The sequence below is a fragment of the Bradyrhizobium sp. SZCCHNR1098 genome (genome assembly GCF_032489375.1).
Taxonomy (GTDB): Bacteria; Pseudomonadota; Alphaproteobacteria; order Rhizobiales; family Xanthobacteraceae; genus Bradyrhizobium.
Genome location: NZ_JAUEXY010000002.1, coordinates 60069 through 76216, shown reverse-complemented (window position 1 = coordinate 76216; position 16148 = coordinate 60069). Strand labels below are relative to the sequence as shown.

Genomic DNA, 16148 nt, shown 5'->3' with positions numbered 1-16148 from the left:
CGTCACCCCCAAGGACGCTTTCTCCCCTATTCTGCCCTCTTTTGAGGAGAGCCGCATCTGCCGAGACCGAGACATCTTTCGAGACGCCTCCGATCGCAGCTGCATCATCATCCTCTCTCCTAGGTGAGGGCCTCGTGAACCTGATGTCATCCCTGGATTCGCCGAGTCTGCAGACCGAGACCGACGGCGACGGTCTCTGGTACAAGGACGCGATCATCTACCAGCTGCACGTCAAGGCGTTCGCCGACAGCAACAATGACGGCGTCGGCGACTTCGCCGGCCTGACCGACAAGCTGGATTATCTGCAGGACCTCGGCGTCACCACGCTGTGGCTGCTGCCGTTCTACCCCTCGCCCGGCCGCGACGACGGCTACGACATCGCCGATTACGGCAGCATCAATCCCGATTTCGGGACGATGAAGGAGTTCAAGCGCTTCATCCAGGAGGCCAAGCGGCGCGGCCTGCGGGTGATCACCGAGCTCGTGGTCAATCACACCTCCGACCAGCATCACTGGTTCAAGCGCGCCCGGCGCAGCCCGCCCGGCTCCAGCGCCCGCAACTGGTACGTCTGGAGCGACACCGACCAGAAATATCTCGGCACCCGAATCATCTTCACCGATACCGAGAAGTCCAACTGGACCTGGGATCCGGAGGCCGGCCAGTTCTACTGGCACCGCTTCTTCTCGCACCAGCCGGACCTCAATTTCGACAATCCGCGCGTGGTCAACGCGATCATCCAGGTGATGAAACGCTGGCTCGATGCCGGCGTCGACGGCTTCCGGCTTGACGCCATCCCCTACCTCTGCGAGCGCGACGGCACCAACAACGAAAACCTCCCCGAGACGCATGCGATCATCAAGCGCCTGCGTGTCGAGCTCGACAATTACGCCAAGGACAAGCTGCTGCTTGCGGAAGCCAATCAGTGGCCGGAGGACGTTCAGGAATATTTCGGCCAGGGCGACGAATGCCATATGGCCTATCACTTCCCGCTGATGCCGCGCATCTACATGGCGATCGCCCAGGAGGACCGCTTCCCGATCACCGACATCCTTCGCCAGACGCCCGACATCCCCGCGACCTGCCAATGGGCGCTGTTCCTGCGCAACCATGACGAGCTGACGTTGGAGATGGTGACCGACGTCGAGCGCGACTATCTGTGGTCGACCTACGCTAACGATCCGCGCGCACGCATCAATGTCGGCATCCGCCGCCGCCTCGCGCCGCTGATGGACAACGACCGGCGCAAGATCGAGCTGATGAACTCGCTGCTGATGTCGTTTCCGGGCACGCCGATCATCTACTACGGCGACGAGATCGGCATGGGTGACAACATCTATCTCGGCGACCGCAACGGCGTGCGCACGCCTATGCAGTGGACGCCCGACCGCAATGGCGGCTTCTCGCGCGCCGACCCGGCGCGGCTCTACGCGCCGATGATCATGGACCCGGTGTACGGCTACGAGGCGGTCAATGTCGAGGCGCAATCGCGCAGCTTGTCGTCGCTGTTGAACGCCACCAAGAAGCTGATCTCGGTGCGCAAGTCGACGCTGGCCTTCGGCAGGGGCACCATGACCTTCATCCGCCCGGCCAACCGGTCGGTGCTGGCCTATGTCCGGCAGTACAAGGACGAGGTCATCCTCTGCGTCGCCAACCTGTCGCGCTCGGCGCAGGCGACCGAGCTCGATCTCTCGCCGTTCAAGGATCGCGTCCCGATCGAGATGCTCGGCCGCTCGCGCTTTCCCGCGATCGGCGAGCTGCCTTACATGATCACGCTCGCGCCCTACGGATTCTACTGGTTCCAGCTCAAGGAGCGCGAGAAGTCGGAGCCCATCATCCAGCGCGCGGTGCCGGAGTTCGAGACGCTGGTCGTGCCGCTCGGCTCGACCTGGGTATCGCTGGCTCGCACTCGCAGCGTGTTCGAACGCGACGTTCTGCCCGGTCATCTGGCGCGCGCGCGATGGTACCCCGAGCGCTCGGCGGACGCGATCCATCCGACGCTGACCTCGGCGATCCCGTTCTGCGACATCGGCGACAACCGGCCCTGGCTGATCTTCTTCAAGGCCGCTGAGCGCGACGACAAGCTGCGCTATCTGCTGCCGATGCAGATCGAATGGGTCCGCTTCGATCGCGATCGCTACAATCCGCAAGCCTTTGCCGCCGTGCGCCAGGGCGCTCGCGAGGGAACGCTGCTCGATGCAGCGACCAGCCCGATCTTTCTCGCGCTGCTCCTGCACAATCTGAAGCAATCGTTGACGGTCGAGGAAAACGGGGTGCGCCTCGAATTCCGGCCGACGTCGCGGTTTCCGGACAAGCCAATCCGCGAATCCGAGCAGGTGCGCGTGGTCGAAACCGACCGCTGCAGCAGCAAGGCGGTCGTCAACAACGAGTTTTTCATCAAGATCCGCCGCGAGCTGGAGGCCGGCCCGCATCCGGAGATCGAGATCGGCCGATTCCTCACGGAGGCGGTGGGCTTCGCCAATGTCCCGCCGCTGCTCGGCAACATCGAGGTGATCCAGGAGGGCGAGCGGCAGACCGTCGGCTGCGTCCACGGCTTCGTCGAGAACCAGGGCGACGGCTGGACCGTCAGCGCCGCCTATCTTGATCGCTACGTCGACGACCAGCGCGTGTTCGCCGCGAGCGGCGACGTGCGGCAGAGCGAGGAGCTGTCGCCCTATCTGCGCTACATGGCGCAGGCAGGCCGTCGCGTCGGCGAACTGCATGCGGCGCTCGCCTCGCGCAGCGACGTCGCCGATTTCGCGCCCGAACCCACGACCGCAGATCATCTCGATCACTGGATCGACCGGCTGCGCGCCCAGGCCGGACGGGTCCTGACGGACCTGAGCGAGCGTCGCGATCACCTCAAGGATCCGGAACGAGGGCTGGTCGACCAGGTGCTCGCCAGGCGCGGCGAGTTGTCGGAGCGCCTCAGCAGCCTGATCCCGCACCATGTCGGCGGCTGCGACATCCGGCTGCATGGCGATTTCCATCTCGGCCAGATCCTCATCGTCAAGGATGATATCTTCATCATCGATTTCGACGGCGACGAGGAGCAGCCACTCGCCGAGCGCCTGCGCAAGGCGCCGCCGGCCCGCGACATCGCGGGCTTCCTGCGCTCGATCGATTGCTCGGTCCGCGTCGCGCTCGAGCGTGCTCTGAGGGCAGGCCCGGACGATCACGGCCGGATCCCCGCCGCGCTGTCGGAATGGCGCGACCAGGCTGTTACGGCCTTTTTGACGGGTTATCGGGAGATCAAGGCCAACCAGCGCCTCTGGCCGGACGATCCGCACACCGCGGAGGCGCTCCTTAACTTTTTCATGCTGGAAAAAGCCCTCGGAGCGCTCGAATATGATCTGGCTCACCGGCCGGACTGGTTGCGCGTCGCATTGGGCAACCTGCTTCGCGTCCTGTCCGAGCCAGCATCAGCCAGCGAGTCCTCATGACCCATCTTTCTCCCGAGGCGTTTGCGATCATCGAAGGTCGGCATGCCGACCCGTTTCGCTATCTCGGTCAGCACAATGTCGACGGGCGGGCCGTCGTGCGTGCCTTCCTGCCCGAGGCCTCGCGGGTCGAGGTGGTCGGCGAGCACGGCGAAGTCTCGCCGCTGACGCGCATCCATGATGCCGGCCTGTTCACCGGGACCATGCCGTCGCTGCAGCGCTATCGGCTTCGGGCGACATTCGGCGACCACGTGACCGACCTCGAGGATCCCTATCGTTTCCTGCCGATCCTGAGCGATTTTGACCTGCATCTGCTCGGCGAAGGCAACCATGAGCGGCTTTACGACAAGCTTGGCGCGCATCCGATGGTGCTCGACGGCGTCGATGGCGTCGGATTCGTCGTACTCGCGCCCAATGCACGTCGCGTCAGCGTGGTCGGCGACTTCAACTTCTGGAATGCGCGGCGCCACCCGATGCGCGTCCGCGGCAACGGCTATTGGGAGCTGTTCATTCCCCGTGCCAGGGCCGGCGACCACTACAAGTTCGACATCATCGGCCCGCAGGGCGAGCACCTGCCGCTGAAATCGGACCCGATGGCCTTCGCGGCCGAGATCCGTCCCAAGACCGCATCGATCGTGGTCGACGAGACCAGCCTGCCGCGGCCGCGGCCGGCGCCACATGACATCAACAAACTGAATCGACCGGTCTCGATCTACGAGGTGCATCTCGGCTCCTGGCGGCGCAAGGACAACAACCAGTGGCTGACCTATCGCGAGCTCGCCGAGCAGTTGCCGGCCTATGCACGCGACATGGGCTTCACGCACATCGAATTCCTGCCCGTCAGCGAGCATCCGTTCGACGGCTCCTGGGGCTATCAGCCGACCGGCCTGTTCGCGCCGACCAGCCGCTTTGGCAGTCCTGAGGATATCTGCGCGCTGGTCGATGCCTGCCACCGCGAAGGCCTTGCGGTGTGGCTCGACTGGGTGCCGGGCCATTTCCCGGATGATCCGCACGGCCTCGGCCATTTTGACGGGACGGCGCTTTACGAGCACGCCAACCCGATGCAGGGCCGGCATCTCGATTGGGGCACGCTGATCTACAATTACGGCCGCACCGAAGTCGCCAACTTCCTGCGCTCGAACGCGCTGTTCTGGCTGGAGCGCTACGGCATCGACGGCCTGCGCGTCGATGCCGTCGCCTCGATGCTCTATCTCGACTACAGCCGTCCCTCCGGCGGCTGGATTCCAAACAAATATGGCGGGCGCGAGAATCTCGAGGCGATCGAGTTTCTGCGTCGGACCAATATCGACGTGTTCGGTCATTTCCCGCAGGCGACCACGGCTGCCGAGGAATCCACGGCGTGGCCGCAGGTGTCGCGCCCAGTCGACATGGGTGGGCTCGGCTTCGGCTACAAGTGGAACATGGGCTGGATGCATGACACCTTGCGCTACATCAGCAAGGATCCGATCCACCGCAAATATCATCACGGCGAGATCCTGTTCGGCCTGCACTACGCCTTTTCGGAAAACTTCATCCTGCCGCTGTCGCATGACGAGGTCGTGCACGGCAAGCGCTCCATTCTCGGCCGGATGCCCGGCGACGACTGGCAGCGCTTTGCGAATCTGCGCGCCTATTACAGCTTCATGTTCGGGCATCCCGGCAAGAAGCTCCTGTTCATGGGCTGCGAGCTCGCCCAGGAGCGCGAGTGGAATCACGACACCTCGCTCGACTGGCATCTGCTCGGCGATGCCAAATATGCCGGCATCCAGGCCCTGATCCGAGACCTCAACCATCTCTACCGCAACGTGCCGGCACTGCATGAGCGGGACTGCGAGCCGGACGGATTCGAGTGGCTGATCGCCGATGACGCGGACCGCAACGTGTTCGCCTGGGTGCGAAAGGGCTTCGATGAGCGCGCGCGCTGCGTCGTGGTCGTGAACTTTTCGCCCAACGTGTATTACAATTACCGGGTCCGCGTGCCGTTCGGCGGCAAATGGAGGGAAGCTTTCAATTCCGACTCCCTGCATTATGGCGGCAGCAATGTCGGCAATGTCGGCCAGGTCCATGCCTCTGAAGAACACCAGCTCAACCTCATCCTCCCGCCCATGGCAGCGGTATTTCTCGTCCCGGAAGCCTGACGCAATGCGTCTGGCCGCAGGAAGCCACGCCCGTCTCGGAGCAACCTGGGACGGACGGGGGACCAATTTTGCCTTGTTCTCCGCCAATGCCGAGAAGGTCGAGCTCTGCCTGTTCGACAGCCAGGGCCGGCGGGAGATCGAGCGGATCGAATTGCCGGAGCGGACGGAAGATGTCTGGCACGGCTATCTCAACGACGTCTCGCCGGGGCAGCTCTACGGCTACCGCGTCTACGGGCCCTACGAGCCGGAGCGCGGCCACCGCTTCAATGCCAACAAGCTACTGCTCGACCCCTATGCCAAGCGGCTCGCCGGCCGGCTGGTCTGGAGCGATGCCCATTTCGCCTACCGCGCCGGCTCGCCGCGCGAGGATCTCTCGTTCGACCGGCGCGACAATGCCCGCGGCATGCCCAAGGCTGTCGTCATCGACGAGACCTTCAACTGGGGCCGGCGCGAGATGCGGCCGCAGATCCCGTGGGAGGACACGATCATCTACGAGGCCCACGTCAAGGGCCTGACCAACAAGCGCGACGACGTGCCGCCCAATCTGCGCGGCACCTATGGCGGACTCTCCTCGCCCGCGATGATCAAGCATCTGAAGCGGCTCGGCGTCACGACGATCGAGCTGCTTCCGATCCACGCCTTCATCGACGACCGCATGCTGGTCGAGAAGAAGCTCGTCAACTACTGGGGCTACAACACCATTTCCTTCTTCGCGCCGGAGCTGCGCTACGCGCAGGACAATCCGCTCGATGCCTTCCGAACGACGGTGGCGCGGCTGCACGATGCCGGCATCGAGGTGATGCTGGACGTGGTCTACAACCACACCGCCGAGGGCAACCATCTCGGGCCGACCCTGTGCTATCGTGGCATCGACAACGCCTCCTACTACTGGCTCCAGCCCGACAATCCGCGCTTCTACGACGACTTCACTGGTTGCGGCTCGTCGGTGAACCTCACCCATCCGCGCGTGCTGCAGATGGTGATGGACTCGCTGCGTTACTGGGTCGAGGTCTGTCACGTCGACGGCTTCCGCTTCGATCTCGCGACGACGTTGGCGCGCGAGAAGCACGGCTTCGACCGGCGCAGCGGGTTTCTCACCGCGATCCGCCAGGACCCCGTGCTCGCCGGCGTGAAGCTCGTGGCAGAGCCGTGGGACGTCGGCCTCGGCGGCTACCAGGTCGGTGCCTTCCCGTCGCAATGGTCGGAGTGGAACGACCGCTATCGCAGCGCCATGCGCCGCTACTGGAGCGGCGAAGGCAGCCTGATCGGCGAGGTCTCCAGCCGCATGACCGGCTCGTCCGACATCTTCAATCACGACGGCCGTAGCCAACGCGCCAGCGTCAATCACGTCACCGTCCATGACGGCTTCACGCTGGCGGACCTGTTCAGCTACAACAGCAAGCACAACGAGGCGAACGGCGAGGACAATCGCGACGGCTCCAACGACAATCACAGCAACAATTGCGGCCATGAAGGCCCGACCGACGACGTCGCGATCAATGCGATGCGCCGACAGTTGCGCAAGAACCAGCTCGCCTGTCTGTTCCTCGCGCAGGGTCTGCCGATCCTGCTCGCAGGCGACGAGGTTGGCAACTCGCAGCACGGCAACAACAACGCCTATTGTCAGGACAACGATGTCGGCTGGGTCGACTGGAGCGGCATGGGCCGCGAGGGTGACGACCTCATCGACTTCATCGCGCATATGACCGAGTTGCGCCGCCGCTTCGGCCAGATCCGCGCACGCCGCTGGCTGGACGGCCGCCGCTCGGACGGCAGCTTCGGCGTGCTGTGGCTGACGCCTTCGGCGGAGGAGATGACGCAAACCGACTGGACCTTTCCCGACGGACGATTTCTCGCCTACGTGCTCGCCCCGTTGGAACAGGAGCAGGCTCCGATCTTTATCGTTCTGAATGCAGCGCCCGAAGAGATTGGATTCAAATTGCCCGAGCTCGCCGAATACAAGACGTGGCAGCAGGTCCTCGACACCACCGAAGCCCAGCAGAAGCAGGTCGATTTCACCGCCGGGGCCGACCTCAAGGCTCCGCCCCGCTCCGTGCTGGCGTTTGCGGGCCTGCCATGAGCCCCCGTCAGTTCGGACCTCGCATCACCGGGAAAGGCACGACGTTCCGGTTGTGGGCTCCCGCCGCCAAGCGCGTCGATCTGGTGCTCGACGGCAAGCACGAGATGCAGCGCCTCGACGGCGGCTGGTATGCGCTCGAGGTCGCCGGCGCCGGCGCCGGCACGCAGTATAAGTTCCGCATCGACGACGAGCTCGACGTTCCGGATCCCGGCTCGGATTTCCAGCCAGAGGACGTCTCCGGTCCGAGCGAAGTCATCGATCACCGCGCCTACACCTGGCGCTCGGAAAACTGGCGCGGCCGCCCGTGGCAGGATGCCGTGTTCCTGGAAAGTCATGTCGGTACCTTCACGTCGGAAGGCACCTACCGCGCGATGATCGACAAGCTCGATCACCTCGTCGAGACCGGCATCACGGCACTCGAGCTGATGCCACTGGCGGATTTCGCCGGCCGGCGCAATTGGGGCTATGACGGCGTGCTGCTCTACGCACCCGACAGCGTCTACGGCCGGCCCGACGACCTGCGGGCGTTGATCGACGAGGCCCATTTGCGTGGGGTGATGGTGTTTCTCGACGTCGTCTACAATCACTTCGGCCCGGAGGGAAACTACATCGGCCTGTATGCACCGACCTTCTTCACCGATGCGCATACGCCATGGGGCAGCGCGATCGACTACCGGCGCGCGGAAGTGTGCGCCTTCGCGATCGAGAACGCGCTGCATTGGCTGACGAATTATCGCTTCGACGGCCTGCGCTTCGATGCGGTCAATCACATCCTGTCCAACGAGGGTGAGATCCCGATGCTGCACGATCTGAGCGCGGCGGTTGGCAAGCTTGTCGAAGCAACCGGGCGGCACATCCATCTGGTGCTCGAAAACGGCGACAACCGCGCCAGCATGCTGGATTCCGCGGAGGAGCCGCCGCGCGGCAAATTCCGCGCGCAGTGGAACGACGATTATCATCATGCCTGGCACGTCATGCTGACGGGCGAGAGTGGCGGCTATTACGGCGACTACCAGCAGGCGCCGCGCCGCGATTTCGCTCGCGCGCTCGCCTCCGGCTTCGTCTATCAGGGCGAACCGGCGGCATTCTGGGGCGGCGATCCGCGAGGTGAGCCGAGCGGTCATCTGGCCCCCGGAGCGTTCGTCAACTTCCTGCAGAACCATGACCAGATCGGCAATCGCGTGTTCGGCGACCGGCTCGAGGCGCTGGCGCCGCCGCAAGGGATCGCGGCGGCGCTCGCGGTGACGCTGCTGGCGCCGACCGTGCCGATGCTGTTCATGGGCGAGGAATGGGGCTCGAAGCAGCCGTTCCCATTCTTCTGCGACTTCCAGGGCGACCTTGCGCATGCCGTGCGTAAGGGACGCCGCAAGGAGTATGAGTGGGCATACGCCAAACATGGCGACGAGGTCCCCGATCCGCTCGACATCGAAACCTTCAAGTCCGCGATCATCGACTGGGACTCCCGTAATTCATCGCCGGGGCGCGAGCGTCTGGCGCTGGTGCGCGCGCTCCTCGCCGTGCGTCACAAGGAGGTTGCGCCGCGGCTTCCGGGCGCAAAATTCGGCGACGCTGATGTGACCGATGACGGTCGCCTGACCGCGCATTGGGAGATGGGCGATGGCAGCAGGCTGACTCTGCTTGCCAACGTCTCGGACAAGGAGCTCGCGGCTTCGCCGAACGGCGTCCCGGGCACTCCGATCTGGGGCGGCACGCCTGGAGACCGCCTGCCGCCGTGGTCCGTGTTCTGGAGCATCGGAGGATAGCATGCCTCCGGCCGTCCCCCTCGCGACCTATCGCCTGCAGCTCACGGGTGATTTCAACTTCGAAGCGGCCGCGCGCGTCGTGCCGTATCTGAAGGCGCTCGGCATCAGCCACGTCTACGCCTCGCCGTTCATGACGGCGCGGAAGGGCTCGACGCATGGCTACGACATCACCGATCATTCCAAGCTCAATCCCGAGCTCGGCGGCGAGGACGGCTTTGCCAAACTGAGCGCAGCGCTCAAACAGCACGATCTCGGCCTCATCCTCGACTTCGTGCCGAACCATGTCGGCGTGCATTTCGACGACAATCCATGGTGGCTCGACGTCCTCGAATGGGGCCAGGCGTCGCCGCACGCCGCCTCGTTCGACATCGATTGGGACCAGTTGCCGTATCGCGCACGCGGCGGCGTGCTGCTGCCGATCGTCGGCACCTCCTACGGTCATGCACTCGAACATGGCGACATCGAGCTGCGCTATGATCCGGGGGAAGGCTCGTTCTCCTGCTGGTACTTCGAGCATCGGCTGCCGATCGCGCCCGAGCGCTACGGCGAAGTGCTGCGCATCATCGTCAAGGAGGCAGGCGCAGAAAGCAGTGAGACCGGCAGGGCGATCCTGGAGCTCGCCTCGCGCTATCAAGGCCTGCGCCATCCGAACCGCAAGGAAGCGCCGGCATTCAAGGCGGCCCTCAAGGCCATTCCGGGCGCCGCCGACGTCATTGCCCGCGGGATCGCGGCCTACAAGGCCGGCCCCGACCGTGCCGCACAGACGCTCGCCCTGCATCATTTGCTGGAGAGGCAGCACTACAAGCTCGGCCACTGGCGGCTCGCCTCCAGCGACATCAACTACCGCCGCTTCTTCGACGTCAACACGCTGGCGGGCCTGCGCGTCGAGGATGCCGGCACGTTCGAAGCGATCCACCGGCTGGTCAAGACGCTGATCTCCGGCGGCCAGTTGCAGGGATTGCGGCTCGACCATATCGATGGCCTGCGCGATCCCGCACAATATTTTCAGCGCCTGCGCCGGCTGATCCGCGACGCCCGCGGGCCGGCGGCGGGGCCGTTCTACGTCGTGATCGAGAAGATCCTCTGCGAGCAGGAGAAGCTGCCGCGCTTCGCAGGGGTGCACGGCACCACCGGCTACGAATGGATGAACGTGGTCATCCAGCTTTTGATCGACGGCAACGGCCTGGAGCCGCTCGACGAGATCTGGCGCCAGATCAGCAACAAGCCGCCGAAGCTGGCGCCGGTGATAAAGGAAGCCAAGCGGCGCGTGCTGGAGACGCTTCTGACCAGCGAGTTCACCGTGCTGACGCGCCTCCTGGCGCGCATCGCCAACGGCCACTACTCGACGCGCGACTATTCGGAAGACATCCTGCGCCAGGCGCTCGAACTGTATGTTCTTCACTTCCCGGTCTATCGCACCTACCTCACCACAGCCGGCCCGACCGAGACCGACCGCAAGCTGATCGACCACGCCATCGCTGGCGCCCGCGCCGAATGGTTCGCCTCCGACGGCTCGATCTTCGAGTTCCTGCGCGATGCGCTGACCATGGATCTCATCAAGCGCGACCGCAGCACCAACCACAGCGTCCCGCGTGTACGCCGCTTCGCCCTCAAGGTGCAGCAGCTCACCGGGCCCATGATGGCGAAGTCGCTGGAGGACACCGCCTTCTACCGCTTCCACCGGCTGCTCGCGCTCAACGAGGTCGGCGGCGATCCGGCGGCGCATGCTCTCGCCATCGGCGACTTCCACAAGCTGATGCAGGACCGCGCCAGGCATTGGCCGCACGGCATGACCGCCACCGCTACCCACGACACCAAGCGCGGCGAGGATGCGCGCACGCGACTCGCCGCCATCACCGAGCTGCCCAACGATTGGACGTCCGCGATGGCGCGCTGGAAGACCTTGAACGCGCCGCACGTCATCACGGATGGCAAGATGCGCGCGCCCTCGGCGGCGTTCGAATACATGCTGTACCAGACGCTGGTTGGCATCTGGCCGGCAAGCGGCACCGATGACACCCTGCCCGATCGGCTGCAGGCCTATGCGCTGAAAGCCGCGCGCGAGGGCAAGGAGGAGACCAGCTGGCTCAATCCGAACGAGGCCTATGAGAACGGCCTGCGCGCCTTCATCGAACGCATCCTGGACCGCGACCGTTCGACCGAGTTCCTGCAGTCGCTGGAGACTGTCGCCAGACGGCTGGCGCTGCTCGGCGCGCTGAACTCCCTGACGCAGCTGACGCTCAAGGCGACCATGCCGGGGGTGCCCGACTTCTACCAGGGCACCGAATTCTGGGACCTCTCGATGGTCGATCCCGACAATCGCCGCCCGGTCGATTTCGCCGCACGCGAACAGGCGCTGCGTGCGTGCGAGAGTCCCGACTGGGCGCACCTCGCGGACCATTGGCCGGATGGCCGCATCAAGCTGGCCTGGACGCGGCGGCTGCTCAGGCTGCGTAACGAGATGTCCTCGGTCTTCACGGACGGCGCCTATGAGCCGCTCGAGGTGAGCGGACGTCATGCCGATCACATCATTGCCTTCGCACGGCGGCGCGGGCGCGACGCCGTCATCGTCATCACTGCGCGCAACTTTGCGCCGTTTACCGACGCTGGCCGGGTGTGGCCCCACGCGGATGATTTCGAAGCCGAGGTTCATGCCCGCGGTTACACATCTGCGGACATGCAGAACGGCATGGTCGCGGTGTCCTCCATCTTCACGCACATGCCTGCAGCAGTGATCCCGGCGCGGACTGATGCGGCAGCCCACCCGGCTGGTCGACGCCAGACAGCGGCGGCGCCGACCTGATCAGCCCTTCTTCGTCAGCAGCAACTGGCCACGGTTACGGATCGCGGCCTGCGCCGCCTCGGCAAAGCGCTGCAGCAGCCAAGGCAGCACGACCTCGACACGCACGTGATCGTCGGCGACGTCGACATGGCCCGACGCCGCCTGACCGAGCGCGCGAACGCGAAAGATCATCTTGTCGCCCTCCCAGCGCTCTTCGTCGACCTTCAGGACCGGAACGCTGGTCGCGGCGCGGCTGAGACCGGCCTGGAGCCGGCGCACAGCCTCGTCCTTGCCGAGGCGATGCGGAATGGAAACGACAAGCGGACTTGACATCGCGATCTCCTGACTAACAACCGCCTTTTCATGTAGTCATCGGTGGATGCGACCGCAAAGACACACCCTGCATTTTACTTGTTCCCATGCGGAACTTTCGAAGTTCCAACCAGTTTCCTCGGCGAAGGCAGAGCACGTTGTCGCCCCGCTGCCGGGCACTGGAGGGAAGCACATGTCCATCGGAACTATCATCCTCATCATTCTCATCATCGCCCTGCTCGGCGGCTTTTCCGGCATCGGCGGCGGTCCGTTCTACGGCACCGGCTACTACGGCGGCGGCGGCCTTGGCCTGATCATCGTCATCGTGCTGATTCTCGTCCTGCTCGGACGCATCTGATCCGATCGATCTCATAGCCATCCAACTGATCAGTTCGGGCTGACGTGGCCGCGCCACGTCGGCCTGGGCTTGATTGCGCCCCGCATCGCATGCCTCACACTTCGTTCGCGAGCTTCCTCATCGCCGGCTTGATCGCTCCGGCCGCGTCGTCATAGCCCTCCCACGCCCTGGTCTTGGGCAACAGCGCCGGCACGGTTCGGACCGTGTACCGCTTGGGTTCGAGCCCGTTCTTCACCTGCGCCCAGGTCAGCGGCATCGACACGGTGGCGCCTTCGCGGGCGCGCGGCGACAGCACGGCGACGGCCGTCGACATCCGGTCGTTGCGCAGATAGTCGAGGAAGATCTTTCCCCTGCGCAGCTTCTTCGACATGTTGAGCAGATATTGCTCCGGGTTGTCGTTCGCCATCCATTGGCACACGCCCTGGGCAAACGCCTTCGCCTCGGGCCAGCTCACCTTGTCGCGCGCGCCGTGCAGCAACGGCGTCACCACATGCAGACCCTTGCCGCCCGTGGTCTTGCAGAAGCTCTCGAGTCCGAGGCTCTTCAAGCGCTGGCGCATGTCCTTGGCTGCCGCGATCACCTCCTCGAACGCGACGTTCGGCGCCGGATCGAGATCGAACACCAGCCGGCCCGGAACGTCATAGGCGTCCGGCGCGCAATTCCATGGATGCAGCTCGACGGCGGCGACCTGAGCCACCGCGATCAATCCCTCGACGCGATCGATCTGCAGATACGGCTTGCGATCGCCCGAGACCTTGACCAGCTCGAGCAGGTCCGACATGCCCTGCATGCCGTGCCGCTGGAAGAATTTTTCGCCACCGATGCCGTCAGGCGCACGCACGATCGAGCATGGCCGGCCCTTAAGATGACCGATCATCCAGTCTCCGACGGCTTCCAGATAGTTCGCGAGATCGAGCTTGGTGACGGGCTCGCCGTCGCCCGCGTCCGGCCACAGCGCCTTGTCGGGCTTGGAGATCGCAACGCCCATCACGGTCGCCGAGCCCTTCGTCCGAGACGGCGTCTTGTGGACCGTGGTGCCGACGGTCGCGACGCTCGCCGCGGCGCGCGCCACCGGCTTCGCAACCTTCGTCGTCACCACCGGCTCCTCGGCAACGACCTCGCGCGCCGGCTTGTCCTCGCGCAGTGCCTTGAACGAGGCCTGCCTGACATTGCCGTCGCCGGTGAAGCCTGCAAACTCGATCTCGGCGACCAGCTCGGGCTTGAGCCAATGCACCTCGCGCGTCTTGCGCGGCGCGTTCTTGCCGCTGAACGGGCTCTTGTCGGAGGCCGCCGCCTTCAGCGCCGGCATGATCTCCTTCACCGTGTCCTGGCCGAAGCCGGTGCCGACGATCCCGACATAAGCGAGATGATCGTCCTTGTTGACGCCGACCATCAACGATCGGAATTTGCCGTTGGTCGTCTTCCAGCCACCGATGACGACCTCGTGGCCGGGCCTGGTCTTGGCTTTGGTCCAGCTCTCCGTCCGTCCCGAATGATAGGCCGAGTCCAGCTTCTTGGAGACGATGCCCTCCAGCGACAGCTTGCGTGCGGACTCCAGCACCGCCTCGCCGTCGCTCTCGAAGTGCTCGACATAGCGGATGCGCGGCGCCTTGCCTTTGATGTTCCCCTTCAACAGCTTCGCGAGGCGCGCCTTGCGCTCGCGCAAAGGCTGGCGGCGAAGGTCGAACTCTTCGGCGAACATCAGGTCGAAGGCAAAGAAGATCAGATCGTCGGTTTCGCCCGCTGAGATCGCCGCCTGCAGCGCAGAGAAATTCGGATTGCCGTCCTTGTCGAGCGCGACGATCTCGCCGTCGATGATCGCATCCGGCAGCTTCGCGGCCTCCTGCGCGATCGCACTGAACTTGGCCGTCCAGTCCAGGCCCTTTCGCGTCATCAGGGTTGCCTTGCCGCCTTCGACCCTGATCTGCACGCGGTAGCCGTCGAACTTGATCTCATGCCCCCACCCCTCACCGCTCGGCGGCTTCGCGACCGAGGTACACAGCTCTGGGGCGACGAAGTCCGGCAACGATGACACCATGCGCGGCGCCACTGTCTTCGACTTCAGGCTCGCTTTCGTCGTCTTTGCCGACGGCGCCGTCTTCGTCGAAGTGGCCTTGCCGTCGCTGCGGTTCGAATGCCACACCGCATCGGCATTCATGCGCTGTGTCTTGGCGAGCATGAACGGCTTCGGCGCTTTGCCTTTGCCGGCCGCGATCTGCTCCATCGTGCGCCCCGACGCCACTGATTTGTCGGCGTCGAGAATGTCGTTGGCCTCGCCCTCCTTGGCAAATTCGTCGCGATGCTTGATCAGGAGCCAATTGGTGCGCTTGCCGCCGGTGCGATCGTGGCGCATGCGCACCAGCACCCAACTGCCATGCAGCTTCTCGCCATCCAGCGTGAACTTCAGATCGCCCTTCTTGAAGCCGCTCTCGGGATCCTCGCTCTCCCAATAGCCACGGTCCCACAGCATGACGGTGCCGCCGCCATACTCGCCTTCCGGGATCGTGCCCTCGAAATCGCCGTAGTCGAGCGGGTGGTCCTCGACCTCGACCGCGAGCCGCTTGTCATGCGGATCGAGCGACGGGCCCTTGGTCACCGCCCACGACTTGAAGACGCCGCCAAATTCGAGCCTGAGATCGTAGTGCAGCCGCGTCGCGTCGTGCTTCTGGATGACGAAACGCGGCCGCGGCGCACGCGCAACCTTGGCGTCGCCGGACGGCTCCGCCGTCTTGTCAAAATCGCGCTTCTTGCGATAGGTGGAGAGCTTCCTGAACGCCACGGTGATCCCTCGCGTTGAGTGGTAGCGTAGCAAAGCCGGTGAACTCGTGGAACCGGCCGCATCACCATGATGATAACATCGGGCAAAGTTCCGCGTTCCCGCGGCTCAGGGAGCCCAGGCTGCGCTGGCGTCCGCCCTCTGCCAATCGAGAGGGCGCAGGGAAGGCCGGGAGCTCGCCGCCCCCATGGCCCGCCTGCGAAAAAAATGCAGGCGGCAGGTACCACAGGTGCAGCCGAGACATCCCGGCCCTCCCTGCGCGACGGCTTTAACGGCTGCTTCGCGTTCTCCTCGGCGCGCCGGGCTTGTTGGCCACCGTGTCGCGACAATGCGCTTGCGCGCATTGCGCTGGATACCAGCATCGGGGTATCAGGACCGCGCGACTTGACCGTGCATGCCGGATTGTTCGTCGGCGCGACTGAATCACGCTGCAATCCGACACACCCATCGCATTCCGCTGCCGACGTCCGTGACGACCGCGATACGTCCCCTCCGACGCAAC

The 16148-nt window shown here is 64.7% G+C and carries 8 protein-coding genes; 6 read left to right on the top strand and 2 right to left on the bottom strand.

The window, feature by feature from the left end:
- Positions 1 to 134 precede the first annotated feature (134 nt).
- The 5 genes from treS to treY are packed head-to-tail and all read left to right on the top strand — an operon-like array spanning position 135 to position 12221.
- Complete coding sequence (gene treS, locus QX135_RS04565; RefSeq protein ID WP_316177166.1) at positions 135 to 3440, top strand: maltose alpha-D-glucosyltransferase; 3306 nt, start codon at positions 135 to 137, stop codon at positions 3438 to 3440.
- Positions 3437 to 5575, top strand: coding sequence for a 1,4-alpha-glucan branching protein GlgB (gene glgB, locus QX135_RS04560; RefSeq protein ID WP_316177168.1), 2139 nt, complete (start codon positions 3437 to 3439; stop codon positions 5573 to 5575). Before treS ends, glgB begins: the two co-directional genes overlap by 4 nt.
- A gap of 4 nt (positions 5576 to 5579) precedes the next feature.
- Positions 5580 to 7655 carry a glycogen debranching protein GlgX gene (gene glgX / locus QX135_RS04555; protein ID WP_315811638.1) on the top strand — a complete coding sequence of 692 codons (2076 nt, stop codon included), beginning with the start codon at positions 5580 to 5582 and terminating at the stop codon, positions 7653 to 7655.
- On the top strand, positions 7652 to 9418 hold the full coding sequence (gene treZ / locus QX135_RS04550; RefSeq protein ID WP_316177170.1) for a malto-oligosyltrehalose trehalohydrolase: 1767 nt from the start codon (positions 7652 to 7654) through the stop codon (positions 9416 to 9418). The genes glgX and treZ overlap by 4 nt, the downstream gene beginning before the upstream one ends.
- 1 nt (position 9419) lies before the next feature.
- A complete protein-coding gene (gene treY, locus QX135_RS04545) occupies positions 9420 to 12221 on the top strand; it encodes a malto-oligosyltrehalose synthase (RefSeq protein WP_316177172.1) in 2802 nt (933 codons plus the stop codon).
- Here treY and QX135_RS04540 read toward each other — a convergent pair whose 3' ends face one another.
- Positions 12222 to 12533, bottom strand: a complete 312-nt coding sequence (locus tag QX135_RS04540) for a polyhydroxyalkanoic acid system family protein (RefSeq protein ID WP_315782040.1) — start codon at positions 12531 to 12533, stop codon at positions 12222 to 12224.
- Between the two features lie 172 nt (positions 12534 to 12705).
- On the opposite strand from QX135_RS04540, the gene QX135_RS04535 reads away from it, so the two are divergent.
- Positions 12706 to 12870: a DUF3309 family protein gene (locus QX135_RS04535; protein WP_006614022.1), complete on the top strand. Its 165-nt coding sequence runs from the start codon at positions 12706 to 12708 to the stop codon at positions 12868 to 12870.
- Between the two features lie 94 nt (positions 12871 to 12964).
- On the opposite strand, the gene ligD is transcribed toward QX135_RS04535, so the two are convergent.
- Positions 12965 to 15649 carry a DNA ligase D gene (gene ligD, locus QX135_RS04530; protein ID WP_316177174.1) on the bottom strand — a complete coding sequence of 895 codons (2685 nt, stop codon included), beginning with the start codon at positions 15647 to 15649 and terminating at the stop codon, positions 12965 to 12967.
- Positions 15650 to 16148: the final 499 nt, after the last annotated feature.